Annotated in this window: 21 protein-coding genes; 15 read left to right on the top strand and 6 right to left on the bottom strand. The window is 63.0% G+C overall.

The genetic code is table 11. From position 1 onward, the window contains the following. Positions 1-23: 23 nt before the first annotated feature. The 4 genes from ACO2RJ_RS20260 to ACO2RJ_RS20275 form a co-directional block, all read right to left on the bottom strand. Positions 24-440: a hypothetical protein gene (locus ACO2RJ_RS20260; protein WP_206659559.1), complete on the bottom strand. Its 417-nt coding sequence runs from the start codon at positions 438-440 to the stop codon at positions 24-26. A gap of 91 nt (positions 441-531) precedes the next feature. After that, positions 532-918: a helix-turn-helix domain-containing protein gene (locus ACO2RJ_RS20265; protein WP_128778388.1), complete on the bottom strand. Its 387-nt coding sequence runs from the start codon at positions 916-918 to the stop codon at positions 532-534. A gap of 13 nt (positions 919-931) precedes the next feature. Beyond that, positions 932-1,276 carry a hypothetical protein gene (locus tag ACO2RJ_RS20270; RefSeq protein ID WP_128778389.1) on the bottom strand — a complete coding sequence of 115 codons (345 nt, stop codon included), beginning with the start codon at positions 1,274-1,276 and terminating at the stop codon, positions 932-934. A gap of 59 nt (positions 1,277-1,335) precedes the next feature. Beyond that, complete coding sequence (locus tag ACO2RJ_RS20275; RefSeq protein ID WP_423269973.1) at positions 1,336-3,756, bottom strand: heavy metal translocating P-type ATPase; 2,421 nt, start codon at positions 3,754-3,756, stop codon at positions 1,336-1,338. 534 nt (positions 3,757-4,290) lie between these two features. Here ACO2RJ_RS20275 and ACO2RJ_RS20280 point away from each other — a divergent pair. Beyond that, on the top strand, positions 4,291-5,022 hold the full coding sequence (locus tag ACO2RJ_RS20280; RefSeq protein ID WP_423269974.1) for a Crp/Fnr family transcriptional regulator: 732 nt from the start codon (positions 4,291-4,293) through the stop codon (positions 5,020-5,022). A gap of 56 nt (positions 5,023-5,078) precedes the next feature. Here ACO2RJ_RS20280 and ACO2RJ_RS20285 read toward each other — a convergent pair whose 3' ends face one another. Beyond that, positions 5,079-5,330 carry a hypothetical protein gene (locus tag ACO2RJ_RS20285; protein WP_128778392.1) on the bottom strand — a complete coding sequence of 84 codons (252 nt, stop codon included), beginning with the start codon at positions 5,328-5,330 and terminating at the stop codon, positions 5,079-5,081. A gap of 661 nt (positions 5,331-5,991) precedes the next feature. Between ACO2RJ_RS20285 and ACO2RJ_RS20290 the strand changes: the two genes are divergently transcribed. From ACO2RJ_RS20290 to ACO2RJ_RS20330, 9 genes are all read left to right on the top strand, one after another. Continuing rightward, positions 5,992-6,267, top strand: coding sequence for a metal-sensitive transcriptional regulator (locus tag ACO2RJ_RS20290; RefSeq protein ID WP_128778442.1), 276 nt, complete (start codon positions 5,992-5,994; stop codon positions 6,265-6,267). Then, positions 6,264-6,692 (top strand): hypothetical protein, encoded by a 429-nt coding sequence (locus ACO2RJ_RS20295; protein WP_128778393.1) that lies wholly within the window; start codon positions 6,264-6,266, stop codon positions 6,690-6,692. The genes ACO2RJ_RS20290 and ACO2RJ_RS20295 overlap by 4 nt, the downstream gene beginning before the upstream one ends. A 361-nt stretch (positions 6,693-7,053) precedes the next feature. Next, on the top strand, positions 7,054-8,490 hold the full coding sequence (locus tag ACO2RJ_RS20300) for a TolC family protein (protein ID WP_128778395.1): 1,437 nt from the start codon (positions 7,054-7,056) through the stop codon (positions 8,488-8,490). A gap of 14 nt (positions 8,491-8,504) precedes the next feature. After that, entirely contained in the window at positions 8,505-9,908 is a 1,404-nt protein-coding gene (locus tag ACO2RJ_RS20305) for a multicopper oxidase family protein (protein ID WP_128778396.1), read from the top strand. Between the two features lie 26 nt (positions 9,909-9,934). Then, positions 9,935-10,411 (top strand): cupredoxin domain-containing protein, encoded by a 477-nt coding sequence (locus tag ACO2RJ_RS20310; protein WP_128778397.1) that lies wholly within the window; start codon positions 9,935-9,937, stop codon positions 10,409-10,411. A 25-nt stretch (positions 10,412-10,436) separates the two neighbouring features. Then, positions 10,437-10,721, top strand: a complete 285-nt coding sequence (locus ACO2RJ_RS20315; RefSeq protein ID WP_128778398.1) for a copper-binding protein — start codon at positions 10,437-10,439, stop codon at positions 10,719-10,721. A 6-nt stretch (positions 10,722-10,727) separates the two neighbouring features. Next, on the top strand, positions 10,728-11,225 hold the full coding sequence (locus tag ACO2RJ_RS20320) for a DUF305 domain-containing protein (RefSeq protein WP_245479732.1): 498 nt from the start codon (positions 10,728-10,730) through the stop codon (positions 11,223-11,225). Between the two features lie 33 nt (positions 11,226-11,258). Beyond that, positions 11,259-11,780: a hypothetical protein gene (locus ACO2RJ_RS20325; protein WP_128778399.1), complete on the top strand. Its 522-nt coding sequence runs from the start codon at positions 11,259-11,261 to the stop codon at positions 11,778-11,780. A 284-nt stretch (positions 11,781-12,064) separates the two neighbouring features. After that, the gene (locus tag ACO2RJ_RS20330; protein ID WP_128778400.1) at positions 12,065-12,610 is read left to right on the top strand and encodes a DUF6036 family nucleotidyltransferase; all 546 of its coding nucleotides are present in this window, start codon (positions 12,065-12,067) and stop codon (positions 12,608-12,610) included. Positions 12,611-12,651: 41 nt separating this feature from the next. Here ACO2RJ_RS20330 and ACO2RJ_RS20335 read toward each other — a convergent pair whose 3' ends face one another. Next, complete coding sequence (locus ACO2RJ_RS20335; RefSeq protein WP_164919623.1) at positions 12,652-12,876, bottom strand: hypothetical protein; 225 nt, start codon at positions 12,874-12,876, stop codon at positions 12,652-12,654. Between the two features lie 99 nt (positions 12,877-12,975). Between ACO2RJ_RS20335 and ACO2RJ_RS20340 the strand changes: the two genes are divergently transcribed. From ACO2RJ_RS20340 to yhhB, 5 genes are all read left to right on the top strand, one after another. Continuing rightward, complete coding sequence (locus ACO2RJ_RS20340) at positions 12,976-13,236, top strand: ArsR family transcriptional regulator (RefSeq protein WP_128778402.1); 261 nt, start codon at positions 12,976-12,978, stop codon at positions 13,234-13,236. A gap of 193 nt (positions 13,237-13,429) precedes the next feature. Continuing rightward, positions 13,430-13,660: a hypothetical protein gene (locus ACO2RJ_RS20345; RefSeq protein WP_128778403.1), complete on the top strand. Its 231-nt coding sequence runs from the start codon at positions 13,430-13,432 to the stop codon at positions 13,658-13,660. Between the two features lie 67 nt (positions 13,661-13,727). Further along, complete coding sequence (locus ACO2RJ_RS20350; RefSeq protein WP_128778404.1) at positions 13,728-14,087, top strand: hypothetical protein; 360 nt, start codon at positions 13,728-13,730, stop codon at positions 14,085-14,087. 551 nt (positions 14,088-14,638) lie between these two features. Continuing rightward, a complete protein-coding gene (gene yhhA, locus ACO2RJ_RS20355) occupies positions 14,639-14,818 on the top strand; it encodes a YhhA family cyclophane-containing RiPP (RefSeq protein ID WP_128778405.1) in 180 nt (59 codons plus the stop codon). Between the two features lie 9 nt (positions 14,819-14,827). Continuing rightward, entirely contained in the window at positions 14,828-16,972 is a 2,145-nt protein-coding gene (gene yhhB / locus ACO2RJ_RS20360) for a cyclophane-forming radical SAM/SPASM peptide maturase YhhB (protein WP_128778406.1), read from the top strand. The last annotated feature ends 3 nt before the right edge of the window (positions 16,973-16,975 follow it).

Consider the following 16,975-nt stretch of genomic DNA (forward strand, 5'->3'; position numbering starts at 1 on the left):
TCGACCATAGCAGGTTGCCGTTCTCATCCGGAGCCGAGCGCTCGCGGCCAGCGTCCCTTTGCTTCCGCAAGGCCTTTGACGCCCGGCGGAGTGGCCTCCGACAGAAGCCTCCGATCGCGAGCGTCGTCGCCGCGCAGCGAGATCACGGTCTGGGCAAGCTCTCGAGACGTCATCGGCCCGCCAGCGTCAGCGATCGTGCGCATCAAAGCCCTTGTGAGCTCGCCTGTTCCAAACATGACCTGTCGCTTCTGACGCGGCATGACGGCGTCCAGGTCGCCCATGTAGCCGAACGACCCTAGCGTCCGATCCAGAGCATCGATGTCATTCCAGATTTCGGCCATCCGATCGCGGATTCGCTCGGCCTCGTTGAAAAGCTCCGCACGCTTTCTCAGCAGTCCGGAAATGGTGTGGTCGCAGCCGTCCGAGATCGTCGTTTCCATGCCCTGAGGATGCCTCAGAAGTCTGGAGCCTGGAACGGATCACGAGGTGCGTTTGCTGCCGGATGCCGCGCAGACCTATCCCCGATGGCGATCAATTCCCGATGTAGGAAAACTCGTCGTCAGGCTCGACCTCCAGCGAGGCGCGCACAGCCTTCGGGTTTCGGGCGATCGTCTGAAGATAGGATCGCGCCGCTCGGTCCGGCGTAGACCGGGCCTGTTCCCAATTTCGCACTGTCGCCACGTCCAGCCCGTACTGGATCGCGAACGCGTCCTGCGACAGTCCGAGCTCCGTGCGAAGCTTTCGCACGTTCACCGCGGTCGGCTCGTACACCTTGGCTGCGACGCCGACCTCGGCCAGGTCTCGGATCACAGCCCGCATGTCCTCGACGACCGGCAACTCGATCCAGATCTGCCCGCTGCTCATGAGCTCAGTGAGCGCCGCATGCGCGGCCCTCAACGGAAGGTGCCGCCGCGCCATGGCGAGCGCCGCCTTAGGACTGTTCGTTCCAGGACGAAGACGCAGCACGAACCGCACGGGTGAACCTGAGGGAACGCGGTCGACGTCCCGGATTTGCACCCGTGGTCCGAACCGCTCCTTCAACGATGATTTCATCGACATCGAGCTGCTCCATGATAGACCGGACCAGATCGCGCAGGCTGGCGTGCCCAAATGAATTGGCGCCGACGCCGCCGATATGGAGGCCTTCCAGGCGAATGCTTCGGTCCGAGATCTCGACATCGGCCATCACGGAGAGTTCGCCGAATGGCGTCTCAATGTGAGCAGTGACGACGGAATCTTCCGTTCCATCGTCGTCTATCGTGATCTCGACACGCATATTATATGCGCAAATTGCGTATAGACACAACTGCGTCGATCATTGAAACGCTCTGCTCATCAGATTCTTGTCGCGCGAAGCCTCAGGGCGTTGCCGATGACGCTCACAGACGACAGCGCCATGGCTGCGGCAGCCACGATCGGCGACAGCAAGAGGCCGAAGATCGGATAGAGCACGCCGGCGGCGATCGGCACGCCTGCAGCGTTGTAGACGAATGCGAGCGCCAGGTTCTGCCGGATGTTCGACATCGTGGCCTTGGAAAGCGTGCGCGCCTTGACGATCCCCATAAGATCGCCGCGCACGAGCGTCACTCCTGCGCTCTCGATCGCCACGTCGGTTCCGGTTCCCATCGCAATCCCGACGTCGGCGGCCGCGAGCGCTGGCGCGTCGTTGACGCCGTCGCCGGCCATCGCGACCACGCGCCCCTCGCGCTTCAGCCGTTCTACGACAGCGTGCTTCTCGTCGGGCAAGACGTCGGCCACGACCTCATCGATCGAGAGAGACCGCGCCACGGCCTCGGCCGTCGTCCGGTTGTCGCCGGTCAGCATCACGATCCGAATGCCTTCTGACTTCAGCGCCTTGACGGCGAACAGCGTACTCGGCTTGATCGGGTCGGCGATCGCGACGACGCCTGCGACGCGACCATCGACGGCGACGAAGATCGCGGTTGCGCCGGAACGACGGAGCGCTTCGGCTTTGTCCGCCAGCGCGCCAAGGTTGACGCCGGCGTCTTCGAGATATTGAGCCTTTCCGAGCAGGACTTTGCGGTCACCGACCGTACCTTGAACGCCCTTTCCGCTCGGCGCGTCGAAATTCTCGACAGGCGGGATCGTCAGGCCCCTCTTTTCGGCCGCCTCAACCACGGCGCGGCCGAGCGGATGTTCGGAGGCGCGCTCGACTGCGGCCGCCAGGCAGAGCAGATCGGTTTCCGAGACGCCGTCAGCCAGGGCGATTTCCGTCACTGCCGGACGGCCTTCGGTAAGGGTGCCAGTCTTGTCGACGACCAAAGCGTCGACCTTTTCGAGGCGTTCGAGCGCCTCGGCGTTTTTGATTAGAACGCCCAGCGACGCGCCCTTGCCGACGCCGACCATGATCGACATCGGTGTGGCGAGACCGAGCGCGCACGGACATGCGATGATCAGCACAGCGACGGCTGCGACGAGCGCATAAGCGAAGCGAGGCTCGGGGCCGAACGCAGCCCAGGCGGTGAAAGAGAGCGCCGCGATGGCGATCACGGCCGGGACGAACCATCCGGAGACCTGGTCCGCCAGCTTCTGTATCGGCGCGCGCGAGCGCTGCGCTTCAGACACCATCTGGACGATGCGGGCGAGCATGGTGTCGCGGCCGACCTTCTGCGCTCGGATCGTCAAAGCGCCTGATTGATTGATGGTCCCGCCGATGACGGCGTCGCCGGCCGTCTTGGCCACAGGCATCGGCTCGCCCGTGACCATCGACTGATCGACATTCGATCTTCCGTCCGTAACCTCCGCGTCCACGGGGATCCGCTCGCCGGGACGAACGCGCAGCTCGTCGCCGACCGCGATGTCGTCAATGGCGACCTCCTCTTCAGCGCCGTCCGCACGCGTGCGGCGCGCGGTCTTCGGCGCGAGATTGATGAGCGCGCGGATCGCGCCGGAGGTCTGGTCGCGCGCGCGCAACTCCATCACCTGACCGAGCAGCACGAGCACCGTTATGACGGCGGCCGCTTCGAAATAGACCGCCACGACGCCGTCCTGTCCGCGAAAGGCCGGGGGGAACAGTGAAGGCGCGAGCGTCGCGACGATACTGTAGGCATAGGCGACGCCGACGCCCATCGCGATGAGCGTGAACATATTGAGGTTGCGCGAAACGATCGACGCCCAGCCCCGCTGAAAGAAAGGCCATCCGGCCCAGAGCACCACCGGCGTCGCCAGGGCGAACTGGATCCATATGGAAGTCGCAGGAGGCACGACATGGTGGATCGCGGGGAAGAGATGCCCGCCCATCTCCAGGACGAGGATCGGCGCGGCAAGCGCCAACCCGATCCAGAAGCGCCGGGTCATATCCATCAGTTCGTGGTTCGGCTCGGCTTGGGCGCTGACCAGCTCCGGCTCGAGCGCCATGCCGCATATCGGGCAGGAGCCCGGTCCGTCCTGCCGGATCTGAGGGTGCATCGGGCAGGTGTAAGTCGCGCCCGCCGGCGCTTCTTCGCGGTCGGCTTTGCGCCCCTCGGAGTATTTCGCGGGATCGGCCTCGAACTTCGCCTTGCAGCCGGCGGAGCAGAAATAATGTAAGCTTCCGCCTGCCTCCGACCGATGCTTTGCTGTCGCGATCTGGACCGTCATGCCGCAAACCGGATCAATGGCGGCGCCGGCGCCTTGGTCATGTTTTTCGCTCGGATGGAGAGGCGCGCCGTGTGCGCCCTCGACCTGAGCGGCCTTTTGACGACCATCATGGCCTCCGCAGCACGATCCTGACGAGTGATGCGCGTGGTCCGCCATCTTAATCTCCCAGATACCAAGGTGGGGTATATGTGGTGTTGCTCTCTATACCCTGTAGGGGTAGGCTGGCAAGCCACTGGATTCGGACCGCGCCACGTGCACGCTGTTTCATCTTCACGTCGGATTGGAAAACGCCGGCCGGCCGGCATTTTCGCTTGCCTGGCGCGGGTGTTGTTCGTGACGTTCATGGCGATCGGTCTTATGGGACTGCACGCGAACGCCGGCGTCGGGGCGGTCCACCATGACGAGAGCGCCGAGGCCGCGTGTTCTTCCTCAGACGGCGCGGGATGCCAGAGCGAGGCGAGGGCCGGAGCGACCGAGCTTTGTGGCCCTTCCGTCTGCGCAGCGATTCCGGCGCCAGAGCTAAAAGTTTTGATGCGTCTCGCTCTGACCCACGCGCTGACGTTTACGGTCTTGGAGACTGACGCGCTTGGCGCGATGACGGATCGCGCGACGCCGCCGCCCCGGCGCATCTGACCGCAACAGTTCGCGCAGCCGACCAACCCCTCGGGTGGGGCGGCGAGGTCATCCTTTTTGGGGCGGCGACAGCGTCCAAACGCGATCGCGTTTCGCGCGCCGTCAGTGGTTTCAGTCATGATTCAATCGTCACGCATCGCGGCGGCGGCGCCGCATCGCGTCAACTTCATCCCGGATCTGCTCGAGCTTCGTGCGGCCGAACTCGGCGCGCGCAGGCGCACTCTCCAAAGAGGCCAGTCTGTCGACATACCTGACGGCGAATGCTGCGTGCTCATCGTGATCAAAGGAATGCTCTCCGTCGTCACGCCGACAGTCGATGGCAAGGAAGCGTTCTTGTCCGACGTCCGCCCGGGCGAAATGGTCGGCGAGGCCTTCGCATTGGGTAACGATAGCGTTCCGCTTGCGGTGACCGCCGTCGAGCAGACGGAAGTCTGGGCGTTGCGAAGGACGGCATATCTGCGCGCGCTTTCAAGCGTCCCCGAGTTCACGGTCGCGGCGATGGACGCGATGTGTCGGCGCCAGTGCCGCACAAACCTGCGCATGGCCGAAAGCGTGACCATGCATGTCGCCGACCGTCTCGCGGCGGAACTGCTCAGGCTGGCGCAGTCAAGCGCCGACGGAGATCACATCGACGACCTCCCGACCCACCGGGAACTTGCGGTTCGAATCGCCAGTCATCGCGAGGCCGTGACCAAGGAGCTCAGCCGGCTGGAACGCGTCGGCGCAATACGCAGGAAGGGACATCGGCTGGCTCTGGTGGGGCCGTCCTGGTCCAAAGATGCGCTGTGACTGCGAGGGCCGCGACAGTGGGGGTTGCCGCGGCCCTCTTTCTCACAAGATGAAGATTAGTTCTTCACCCAGTGAGAAGCTCCACTGGCGCTTCTGATCGCGTCGATCTCGCCAGTCGCTTCAGACGACGCCTTGGCGTGCTCCCAGCTCTTCGTGGGCAATTTGTTCGGCGGGATGGTGCGCATCACCCAGCGGCCATCGGCGTCGGGCGTCGATAGCCAGGTCTGCGATGTGGTCAAAGGATGCGCGGAGACGGTCGCGGCCATCGCGCTTGCCAGAAAAAGGCCAAAACCGAAAGTCCTGAACATGATCCTCTCCTCGAGCTGCCGGCTTTGCGCCGGTGTGGGGGGAGAATCTGACGGATCACGCGTTCGGCATGTGGCGATCGCCACATGCCCCATCTTTTTCTCTCGATACCTTGGCCTCGTTCCTTGGGCGATCTCGCGGTCTCATGCGATGGCCTGATTGAGGCTGCGGGACGCCCAAGAACAGACGCCCCTGGTGGTCAGTCTCGATGGTTCGGGACGACGCCTACACGGGGGAGCAAGCAAAGCGCCGAGCCGGCGATCAAAGCGGTTCGCGTGTGTTTTAACAGTTCTGATCCAGGAGTTTGACGTGTTTCACCTTAATCGTGCGGTCCTTGGCGCAGTGTTCGCTATCGGCTTGGCGACTTCGTCGGCGGCGTACGCAGAAGACAAAAACGCGACCCAGAACAATGGGCCGGCTCGCGAGTCGGGGAGCAATTCGACCCATGTCGAAGTCCCGTCCTCCAAGGCCGGCCCTGCTCGACAGGGAGCGAATGACAGCCGGCCCGCGGACCAGGCGGGCGACGGCAAAAAGGTCACCCCGACACAGACAAGCGGTCACGATCACTGACCGCCCCTGGACCGGGACGGATGCGCTGCGGCGGCCGTCCCGGTCCAGTGGAATGACGTTGCATTGATACCCGGACTGGGTATTATGGGGACGATGATGGCGGCTACCAAAACCTCCTGCGCAAAGCGCCTGAACCGGATCGAAGGTCAGGTTCGCGGAATTGCGCGCATGGTGGAAGAGGACCGCTACTGCATCGATGTCGTCACCCAGATCACGGCGGTGCGCGCTGCGCTGAAGAAGGTCGAGGAGGTCATCCTCCAAGATCACGTGGGTTGTTGCGTGGAGCACGCCATCGAAAGCGGCGACAAGGACGAGCAGCGTAAGAAGGTAGCAGAGCTCGTCGATGTGCTCGGAAGAGTGCGCGGATGAGCCCCCAAACGCTGCTCCGCCTGTTGGCTGGTCTGGTTTTGGCGATGACGTTGTTTGTCGGCTGGACCACGCCGAGCCAGGCTCATGGCGGCCACGACGCCGCCATGGCCTCGCAGCCGCATCAGGAGCCGGTGAAGGCTGCATCATTCGCGGCGCAAGACGTCGCCCAAGGCGACCATCAGGCCCCGCCGACAGTAAGCGCGGCCGAGCCGGACTGCGCCGGACACGCTTCGGCTCCGGACGGATCCAGCAAAACCTGCTGCAGCAACACTTGCCACGCTGTCTTGGCGAGTGATCTTGCGCTTCCCGCAGCCCTGTCGGTTGTCTTGGCGGTCGTGTCTTCGGCGACCGAGCCGTCCGAACTGCAGGGCCCGACGATCTTCATCAAGCGCCCTCCCAGACGTCTCGCCGCGCTGGTCGGCTGACGCCAAGAGAAGGTTCGCGCCCGGATGATCATCCGGACATCGTGAACTGTTCCCCAGACGTCTGATCGACCGCGCTCGCCGGCGCCGCAAGCGCCATCGCGTCCGTTCGTCAGATCTCGGGGTACTAAATGAAGCCGCTTGTCCCGGCCGTTGCAGCATCGTTCGCTGCGCTCTTGAGCGCCTGTTCGGCGCTGCCGCCATCGCCCATCGCAGGCCGAAATCCGGCCGATCCATCCGCCGCTGCGCCCTCGGCCCGATATGTGCCGGTCACAGCCGGAATGGCTGACTACCGCCCTGTCGAGCCCAAGCCTTGGCTTGAGCAGAACAAGGCCGTGACCTCCAAGCCGATGGAGGGGATGTGATGAACCTTCCTCGCTCCCGCATCTTGCGTGTCTCGGCCGTCGTCGCCTTGTCCGCCACGCTCGGCGCCTGCGCCTCGATTTCCGCCGACCGCGGCATGACGCCCGTCGTCTCGCGCGTCTCTCTCGATCTTGGAAAGGAGACGGCGAAGATCGTGACGCCGGCCGACGCGGCCGCCGTCCAATCCCGCGTCGCGCGCTTGCTCGCCAAGCCTCTGACGGCTGACGCCGCAGTCCAGATCGCGCTTTTGAACAATCGCGGCCTTCAGGCGGAATACAACGCCCTGGGCGTGTCCGAGGCGGAGTATGTGGAGGCCAGCCTCCCGCCGTCGCCGACGGTCTCGATCGAGCGTGTGACCTATCAGGGGGAGCTCGACATCGAGCGCCGGCTGATCGCCGACCTGTTGCAGCTTCTCACGCTGCCGAAGCGCGCCAAGATCGCCGAGACCGAGTTTCGCGCGGCGCAGTACAAAACGATCCAGGCCACCTTCCGGACCGCGACGAAGGCGCGACGCGCTTACTACCAGGCGGTCGCGGCGCGTGAGACGGCCGCCTTCTTGGAGACGGCAAGGGCCTCCGCGGCGGCGTCGGCCGAACTGACCAAAAAGCTGGGCGAGACCGGCGCGACCACAAAGCTCAATCAGGCGCGCTCCGGGGCGCTTTATGCGGAAGTCGCGACCGAGCTCGCTGAGGCGCGGCTGGACGCCGCGAAGGAGCGCGAGGCTTTAACCCGGGAGCTCGGCCTGTGGGGCCGTGAACTCGACTACAAGCTGCCGTCTCGGCTTCCGGGGTTTCCCAAGCTCAGAACTCAGGGCGACGTCGAAGCCGTAGCGCTTCGCCGGCGGGTTGATCTCATCGGCGATCGGTTCGAGCTCGACGCACTGGCGCAGAGCTACGGCCTCACGGAGCAGACCCGTGCGATCTCGATGCTCGAGGTCACCGGCATCGCCAACCATTCAAAGTCGGCGGAAGGCGACAAGGCCAATCCGAAAGGGTTCGAGGTCGCGGTCCAGATCCCGATCTTCGACTTCGGAAAGGCGCGTTCGGTCAAGGCCCAGGAAACCTACATGGGCGCGGTCAACCGATTGCTGGAAAAGGCTGTCAATGCACGCTCTGAAGCGCGCGAGGCCTATGCGACCTATCGCGGCCGCTACGACATCGCGCGAGCGTTTCAGACCCGTGTTCTTCCGCTTCGCAAGATCATCACCGACGAATCGCAGCTCCAATACAACGGCATGCTTGTCGACGCGTTCGAGCTGCTCACCAACGCCCGCGAAAACGTCGCTTCCAACGTCGCGGCGATCCGGGCCAAGCGCGACTTCTTCATCGCCGACGTGGACTTCCAGGCGGCCCTGATCGGCGGCGCCGCCGCCGAGGAGGCTTCGCCCGAGCCCAAGCTCGCTTCAGCCGCTTCGGCGTCTGCAGCATCACCACAGTGACCGGGAGAGGCACCATGACCGTCTCACGCAGATCGTTCCTGTCCGCCTCCGCGGCGGGCGCTACGTCGCTCGTCGCGGCGTCCGCCGTCTCCGGCCGCGTCCAGGCCGCCTCCATCCCCGAGGCTGCGACCATGAAGGACGCGACGATGCAGCCGCCGCTCGTTCCGACGACCGGCCCCGATTACAACCCCGTCGTCACGCTCAACGGCTGGACCGCGCCCTGGCGCATGAACGGCGACTGGAAGGAATTCCACCTCGTCGCCGAGCCTGTGATCCGTGAGCTCGCACCGGGCATGGTCGCGCATCTCTGGGGCTACAACGGCCAGTCTCCGGGCCCGACCATCGAGGCCGTCGAAGGCGACAAGGTCCGGATCTTCGTCACCAACCGCCTGCCGGAGCACACCACGGTGCATTGGCACGGTCAGCTGCTGCCGTCCGGCATGGACGGCGTCGGAGGGCTCACCCAGCCGCACATCAAGCCCGGCCAGACGTTCGTCTACGAGTTCCAGCTCCGGAAGAGCGGGACCTTCATGTACCACCCGCACGCCGACGAGATGGTCCAGATGGCCATGGGCATGATGGGCTTCTTCGTCGTTCATCCGAAGGATCCGGCGTTCCGGCGCGTCGACCGCGACTTCGTGTTCTTGATGTCGGCCTACGACATCGATCCGGGAACCTACGTGCCGCGCGTCGCGGAGATGACCGACTTCAACCTCTGGACCTGGAACACCCGGGTCTTTCCGGGCATCGACCCGATCGTCGCGGGCAAAGGCGACAAGGTGAGGATCCGCTTCGGTAACCTCACCATGACCAACCACCCGATCCACATGCACGGCTACGACTTCAAGGTGTCGTGCACCGACGGCGGCTGGGTGCCGGAGGCGGCCGCCTGGCCCGAAGTGACGATCGACTGCGCGGTCGGGCAGATGCGCGCCTTCGACTTCGTCGCAGACGTTCCCGGCGACTGGGCGATCCACTGCCACAAGTCGCACCACACCATGAACGCCATGGGCCATGAGGTCGCGAACTTCATTGGCGTGAACAAGAAGGACATCGCGAAGAAGATCAAAGCGGTCGTCCCCGGCTACATGCCGATGGGCAGCGCTGGCATGGCCGACATGGGTGAGATGGAGATGCCTCTCCCCGACAACACGCTGCCGATGATGACGGGCTTTGGCCAGTTCGGTCCCATCGAAATGGGCGGGATGTTCACGGTGGTGAAGGTCCGCGAGGGGCTTGTGCGCGGCGACTACAAGGATCCGGGCTGGTTCAAGCATCCCGAAGGACAGGTCGCCTTCGAGTGGAAAGGACCGCAGCAGGCCGCGACCAGTCAGCCGGCCGCCAAGGCGAAATCAGGCGACATGGAAATGAACGTCGTGAAGCCCAAGGCGGGCGCCGGCGGACACGCAAATCACTGATCCCCAACAAGATTGGACCATAGGGCATGAAACAGATGTTCAAGTTCGCCGCGGTTCTCGGCGCGACGCTGCTTCCGACGTTCGTTCTTGCGGACGCCGGTCACGATCACGGCGGTTCGCGTGCCTATGGCGAACCCGGAGATCCGAAAAAGCCGACTCGAACGGTCGAGATCGTCATGAAGGAAACCGACGACGGTAAGATGCTGTTCGAGCCCAACTCGGTTTCGGCGAGCAAAGGCGAACAGATCCGCTTCGTTCTCAAGAACGAGGGTCAGATCGACCACGAATTCATGCTTGCGACGCGGGCGGAAAACGACAAGCACGCAATTGCGATGCAGAAAGCTCCCGACATGGAGCACGACGACCCGAATGGACGACGCATCGCTCCGGGTAAAACCGAGGAAATCGTCTGGAAATTTTCAAAGTCTGGCGAATTCAACTTCGCCTGCCTGATCCCGGGCCATCGTGAATCCGGGATGGACGGCTCGGTCGCCGTCAAGTGAACCCAAGAATCCGAAGGAGAGAACAATGAAGACTTTCAAGATCGTCGCGGGCGCTTTCGCGCTCTCGTTGCTCGCTGCGACCGCAGCGTCGGCGGCGGAAGGCACCGTCAAGAAAATCGATGAGAGCGCAGGCAAGGTCACGCTTGAGCATGGTCCGATCAAGAACCTCGGCATGGACGAGGGAATGACGATGGTCTTCAAGGCCGGCGATCCGACGATGCTGAAGTCGGTCAAAGTCGGCGATAAGGTGTCATTCGAAGCTGATCGCGTGAACGGTCAGATCACCGTCACCAAAATCCAGAAAAAATAAGTTGTCATGGGCGGGCGCGGCCACTGCGCCCGCCCTGAAAGCTTTCAGGAGAAGAACATGCTTAAACTCGTGCTCACGGCGGCCTTCATCCTCACGACGGCGGCTGCGATGGCCGAAGATGCCAAGTCGCCTCCGCAGGGAACGGAAAGTCTCCCCAAGGCCTGCCAGGTTGCTTCTCCAGGCCAGGGCGTGACGGGCAAGGCGATGGAGATGGGCGACATGGCGGCTCACTCGATGTCGGACATGGGCGAACCCCAGATGGCGTCGATGAAAGCTATGCAGGAGATGAACCGGACTATGAGGGCGACGCACGGGATCAAAGACCCTGACCTCGCTTTCGTCTGCGGGATGATCGCGCATCATCGCGGCGCGGTGGCGATGAGCAAGATCGAGCTGCAGAGCGGCAAGGACGATCAGGCCAAGACCTGGGCCAAAAAGATCATCGAGGACCAGGAAAAGGAGATCGCGGAGTTCGAGGCCTGGGCGAACAAGCGCGGTCAGTAAAGCCGCTCAGAGACCGCTGGTAGGGAGGGAGTCATGGTCGGTTCGACGGCGCGAACGCCAGGACAATTCCGCCGTCGAAGCGTCATCATCGGAGCTTCCCTGATGGCCGTAGGGTTGACTGGTCCAGCCGGGGCGACGGGAACGGGTCCGGCAAAAAGCGCGGTCGACACCGACGTTCTCGCCAACGTGCTGTCGACCGCGTTCCTCGCCGCAAATCTGAGCCGTGTCTGCGCGGAGCAGAACCAATGGTTTCTGGAGGACACGAAAAGCGCTGCGGGCGATGGCCGCACATTCGCCGAGCACATCAAGGAAGAGGTCCTCTCGAGCTTGAACGAAGGCGACGCCGGCGTCGTCGTCATCAGAGCCGCCAATGCTGCGCGAGCCGTCTCGCTCGGTCTGATCCACGTCATGCAAGACGAGTCCACGGCGGCTGAGGAGCAGCGCATGGCCGCCTGGTGCGAGACCACCGCCAAACCGCTCGTCAGGGGCATCTTGGCGCAACACGACATCCGGCATGATCTCTATGACCGGATGCTCTCCCGAGCCAAGCAATAGCCCGTCGGGTCGCGTCCCGTCTGATTAGCGCAAAGACCGGTCTGCGAGTCGAGACCGGCGGCTGCCTGATCGGGCGCCCCGCGGCTTGCCCTCGGTGGAGGTGGATGGTTCGAACCGCTGTTGGGTAAGCTTGTGCGGATTAAGGGCCGACCCCAATCGCGGCCCGCGTACCGAGGCGCTCAAATACAGTCATGTCTGAAAAGGCTATCGGACCGCCGTCACCATTAGCAACGTTGAAAAATATCATTCTATGATATAAATAGCTAGGAGTGAAGGAGCGATGAATGCCGATTGACGCATCGATGATAGAGGCTCTCTTCGCCGAGATCGGCGCGGCGCTGAAAACCTCGGCGACACTTTGCGTGATAGGCAGCACTCCTGGCATCGCTACCGGCCAGAAGGAGCGTCAGACGCCTGACATCGACGTGTGGTTCGCCAGCTCTGATTTCGACGCGGCTGAGCTATCCCGCGTTTGCGCTCAGATTGGCGTGCTCTACGATCCAAAGGGAGAGGTGGCTCCGGATAAGATATATATCCAGATAATTAGACCTGGTGTTGTTCAGTTGCCGAAGGAGTTCGAGACGGAAACTATCGGTAGATATGGAAATCTTACAGTTTTGATGCCGACGCCGGATTTACTTGCTGCGGCAAAGCTTGTCAGATCAAGCGCCACTGATGTCCAAGACGTCGTATGGTGGGTTAATCAAAGAGGAATTGATCTGTCCGACATTGAGATGGCGATCAAGAATTTGCCGCGACCGTCTGATAGAGAGGCTGCAACGGAGAACCTCATTTTTGTAGAACTTACTGCTGGCCGCGAACGAAAATGAATAGGTCTCCAAGAGAACTTTATGTGTCTGCGCTCGACGTTCTATTGCGCGGTGAAACCGCTCGGATCGCCCATAGTCGCGATTGGGAGCTGCTTCGTGAAATCTCTCGGCTCGCGGCCTCCGATGCCCCGATTGAACTTGCGGCGACCGATCCTGCATTGTTCCAAAGCTGGCGAGCGGCCGTTACGCGATTTCATGTCGCCGGCTGGAGCGCAATGACCCCAGAACGCATTGATCAAATCGTCCGGCGTCTCAGCGAGCAGCATGCCACAACTCTCTGAGACGCAGCGCTTAAGTGCTGACCACGCAAAAAGTAGTGGTCATTCGCGCATTTGCCCATCAACCGAAGACGCATTCCCAAAGCGATGACCGCGCCGTCGAGCGAGGACGTGCTAAGAGCGCTTACGCCAGAGAACTGCAGGCTGATTGCTCTCATCCACAGGCATCGGCCATCCAGCGTCACCGAGTTGTGCAGCCTGGCAGGACGGCCCCAGTCGAACGTCTCGCGCTCGCTTGCAGCTCTCGGGAAGGTCGGACTGGTGTCACTGGTCGGGGGAAGGCCGAAACGACCGCATCTTGCTACGGCCTGTGTCACGATCAGCTTGCATGACTTGAAGGCCGAATAAGACGTTCGCAGTGCGCGGGCGCTTGCGTAAAGACGGTGTTACGCGACGCCCAGTCGATGAAGCTGGTTTTGGAACATCGTCGACAAGCATCACCAGCGGTGAATGTCGATGTGGCGACCGCCACATCGCAGAACCGTGTGATGCCTTAACTTCACTCCAGCTCAGTTCGAGCAGAACAGATGGAGTGAATGAAATGAAGACTCTTCTGGTGGCGAGCTTGGTCGTGATCAGCTCAATGGGGGCGGCGCTTGCGGACGACGCCACCATCCCGAACTCCACCAACCAGCATGGTCGAGACCGGGCGGACTTTTACGCCAGTGTTCCCGATTTTTCGATGCTGACCGGAGAGTCGCAGACCCGCGACCAGGCGATCGGTCAGCTGTCCGAGAACTCTCATGATCATCGCGGCGTCGTCACTCGCTGACGCGGACGACGGTAGCGCTTCGGCCTGGTGCGACTGGCCGGGCCGGAGCCGATCTGGAGACAAGGGAATGCGCGATAACGCAGGTATGCCGCTCAGGATCGCCGCGGTGGCGGCCAGCTTGGGGCTGTCGGGTCTTCTTCTCGTCGCGCCGACACAGGCGAATACGCCGGCCGCGGCGACGGATGGCGCCGCGGCAGCTCAAAAGCCGGCATTCAGACGGATAGGGCTGACGCCTCCGTCGTGCGACGACTCCAGAAGGGTAGTGGTGAAGACGATGACCGACGACGCCGCGGTCCGCCACGAGCAATCGGTTCACTGGATTCGTCACAACTTCAAGGGGTATCAGATGAAGCCAAAGTGCGCCGTGATCCAAGTCCGTGAAGCGACGCCGGTCCCGCTGGAGCGACACTGGCGCCTCAAGCCGTGAAGCCTGGCCAGCGGTGACGCCTTAAACACGCATGAGCGAGCGCCCGTCCGCCATCGAATCGAAGCCGTGCGCCATGTTCACCCGGCTCTTTTTGAAGGGTGCTCGCGTTGATAGCGATAAATTGGGCTGCCTGGGATGACGGCGGCGGCGAATTTCCATCCGGCCGCTCATGTCACACTGTCGTGATCGCCTTACGTTGCGATCATCGTGGGCGCAGCGATATTTGCTGTCGATCAAGTTAAATTAAGACAAACAGGCCAAGTTGAAGCGCATAATATTCGTTTCTTTCGATCAATTGAACGAATAGCTAAAGATTTAGCTTAATTCATGCGATAGCGATGTCAGGCTATACTGTCGAGAGAATTTCACGGCGCGCTTGGCGGCGGGGGTTACGGCCCGCGATGGGCGGTGATCGGCGGAACATCTGCCGGGCGCCGAAATCGACGGTAAGTAAGGTGCGCATCGATCCTGGATGATAGCCTATCCAAAGATTGCAAACCCTAGAAATTTCCCTTATCTGATCAGAACAAACAGAAAACAGGAGCTTTCCCATGCCCCCTGTCAGTCAGACCGCCACGCAGCCCGAGGACGCGCTCAAGATCGCTGTCTTGAGGAGCCAGTCGGTAAATCCGGCGATCCAGCGGCTTCGCAGCCGTGTTCTCGCCAGCGCCGAAGCGAGCGAAGTGATCACCAGCTACGACCGGATGCACCACCGGCACAATCGCTCCTGAGTCCAACCCTTGGCGGCGGCTCGGATCACGTCGTTCCTGGTCAAGGTCGCCTCCCGGTGCAACCTCGATTGCGACTACTGCTACGTGTATCACCACGCCGACCAAGGCTGGCGATCGATGCCCAAGACGATGTCGGCCGAGGTGCGAAACGCATTCGCATCTCGGCTTGCTGATTATGCGCGAGAGGTCGACCTCAAGCGCGCCGTCGTCGTGTTTCACGGCGGCGAGCCCTTGCTTGCAGGCGTCGAGCCGCTCGTAGAGTTCGCCCGCGAGCTTCGTGCGGCTGTCGGGCCGGACGTCAAGCTCGACGTCGCGATGCAGACCAACGGGCTGCTGCTGGACGAGGATGCGCTCGACGCTCTGGAAGAGGCCGACATCTCGATCTCCCTGAGCCTCGACGGTCCGCGGGAGGCCAACGACCTCCATCGCACCAGCAGGAAAGGGCGATCGAGCTTCGACCGCGTGATGGCGGCTTACCGGCGGCTCCGGGAACGGCCGGCGATCTTCGCCGGCGTGATCGCCGTAATCGATCCTTCGATCGCACCGGACGACCTCTTCGCCTTCTTCGACGAGCTCCAGCCGCCCAAGCTCGATTTTCTGCTACCCGACGCCCACCACCTCCGGCCTCCGCCCGGTCGCGACGCCGAACCCGAGCGCTACAGCGCCTGGCTGATCCGCGCCTTCGACCTCTGGTTCGATCGCTATCCTCACCTGCCGCTCAGAACGTTCGAGTCGCTTCTGGATGTCGCGGCCGGCCTGCCGTCGGCGACCGACGCGTTTGGGTTCGGGGACGTCAACCTGCTGTCGATCGAGACCGACGGCAGCTATCATGATCTCGACGTGCTCAAGATCGTCCGTGACGGGGCGACCGCGCTGTCAGGGACGGTGCGTGACGCCGCGATTTCAGCGGTGGCTGCCTCGCCTGGACTGGAGGCGCACCGGGCCCTGTTGCGCAAGGACGGCCTCTGCGCAAAGTGCCTGAGTTGCACGGTCGTCGACATCTGTGGCGGCGGATCCGTCCCTCACCGTCACGGCGAAGACGGCTTCAAAAACCCCTCGGTCTATTGCGGCGAGCTTTACGCGCTGATCTCGCATGTGAAGGCGCGCCTGGAAGACGGGCTGGCAGGGGAACGGGAGAACCTCAGCTCGAGGCTGCCGGCGGATTTTGATCTGGCGCGGTTCGAGCTGGCCGAAACGTCAGCCGAGGCCACGCGACTGCTGAGCGAGGATGCGCGCGCAGGCGCGCTGGCGCGGTTCAGGTCGGCGCTCGAGGCCGCCTCGGGTGTCGGCGGATCGGTCGCGCAGGCTGTCGAAAGCCTTGCAGGACGCTCCGATGCAGAGCTTGCGGATCTGGCGATCGAGCCGGGCGTCGCCGCCTGGACGCGGGCGATGCTCGCGCAGGCGGCAGGAGGACTGGTGCACGACGTCGACGGCAAGCCGCTGCGCGCCGACGCCGCCTATCTCATCGTGCTTGCCGGCCGCGAGCTGTCCGGCGAAAACATCGTCGTGGCCGGCGACGACGCCTGGCTTAGGGGGCCCTTCGGAGACCAGATCTATTTCGAGGGCGAGGACGTCGCCAGCCGAGCCGCGCCCGTCGTCGAACAGGCGCTCGCCATCGTGCAGCGGTGGCGGCCGGCGCTTTACGAGGAAATGCGCAAGACCTGCCGCGCGATCCAGTTCGTGCGCGATCCATCCGCGGATCCCGCAAAAATCGTGTCGTTCAGCGACGATTCTGTGCCCGGCGCGCTGTTCGTGTCGGTCTGGCAGGGCGAAGGCCTGATTGACCCTTACGACCTCGCCGACTCGCTGATCCACGAATATCGCCACCAGAAGCTTTACCTGCTCGAGCGCTTCGGCCCGACGGTGAGCCCAACGGCGCCGCGCGTGGTCTCGCCGTGGCGCGCCGATCTCAGGCCGCCGTCCGGCCTGCTGCACGCGGTGTTCGTGTTCGTCGAACTGAAGCGCTATTGGGCTCACGTGCTGGAGGCCGGTCCGCGCCACATGCGCGATCGGGCGCTCAACCAGCTCAGGGACACCGAGCGCAATCTCGAGCTTGGTTTTTCGACTTTGCGGACTTGCGAGATGACGCCGCTCGGCGACGCGTTGATCGAAACGCTCGACCGGGCGAGGCGCCAGCAGCCCGTCGCCGCCTGACGC

Origin of the sequence: Hansschlegelia sp. KR7-227 (assembly GCF_049446035.1) — a bacterium.
In the GTDB taxonomy this organism is placed as follows: Bacteria; Pseudomonadota; Alphaproteobacteria; order Rhizobiales; family Methylopilaceae; genus Methylopila.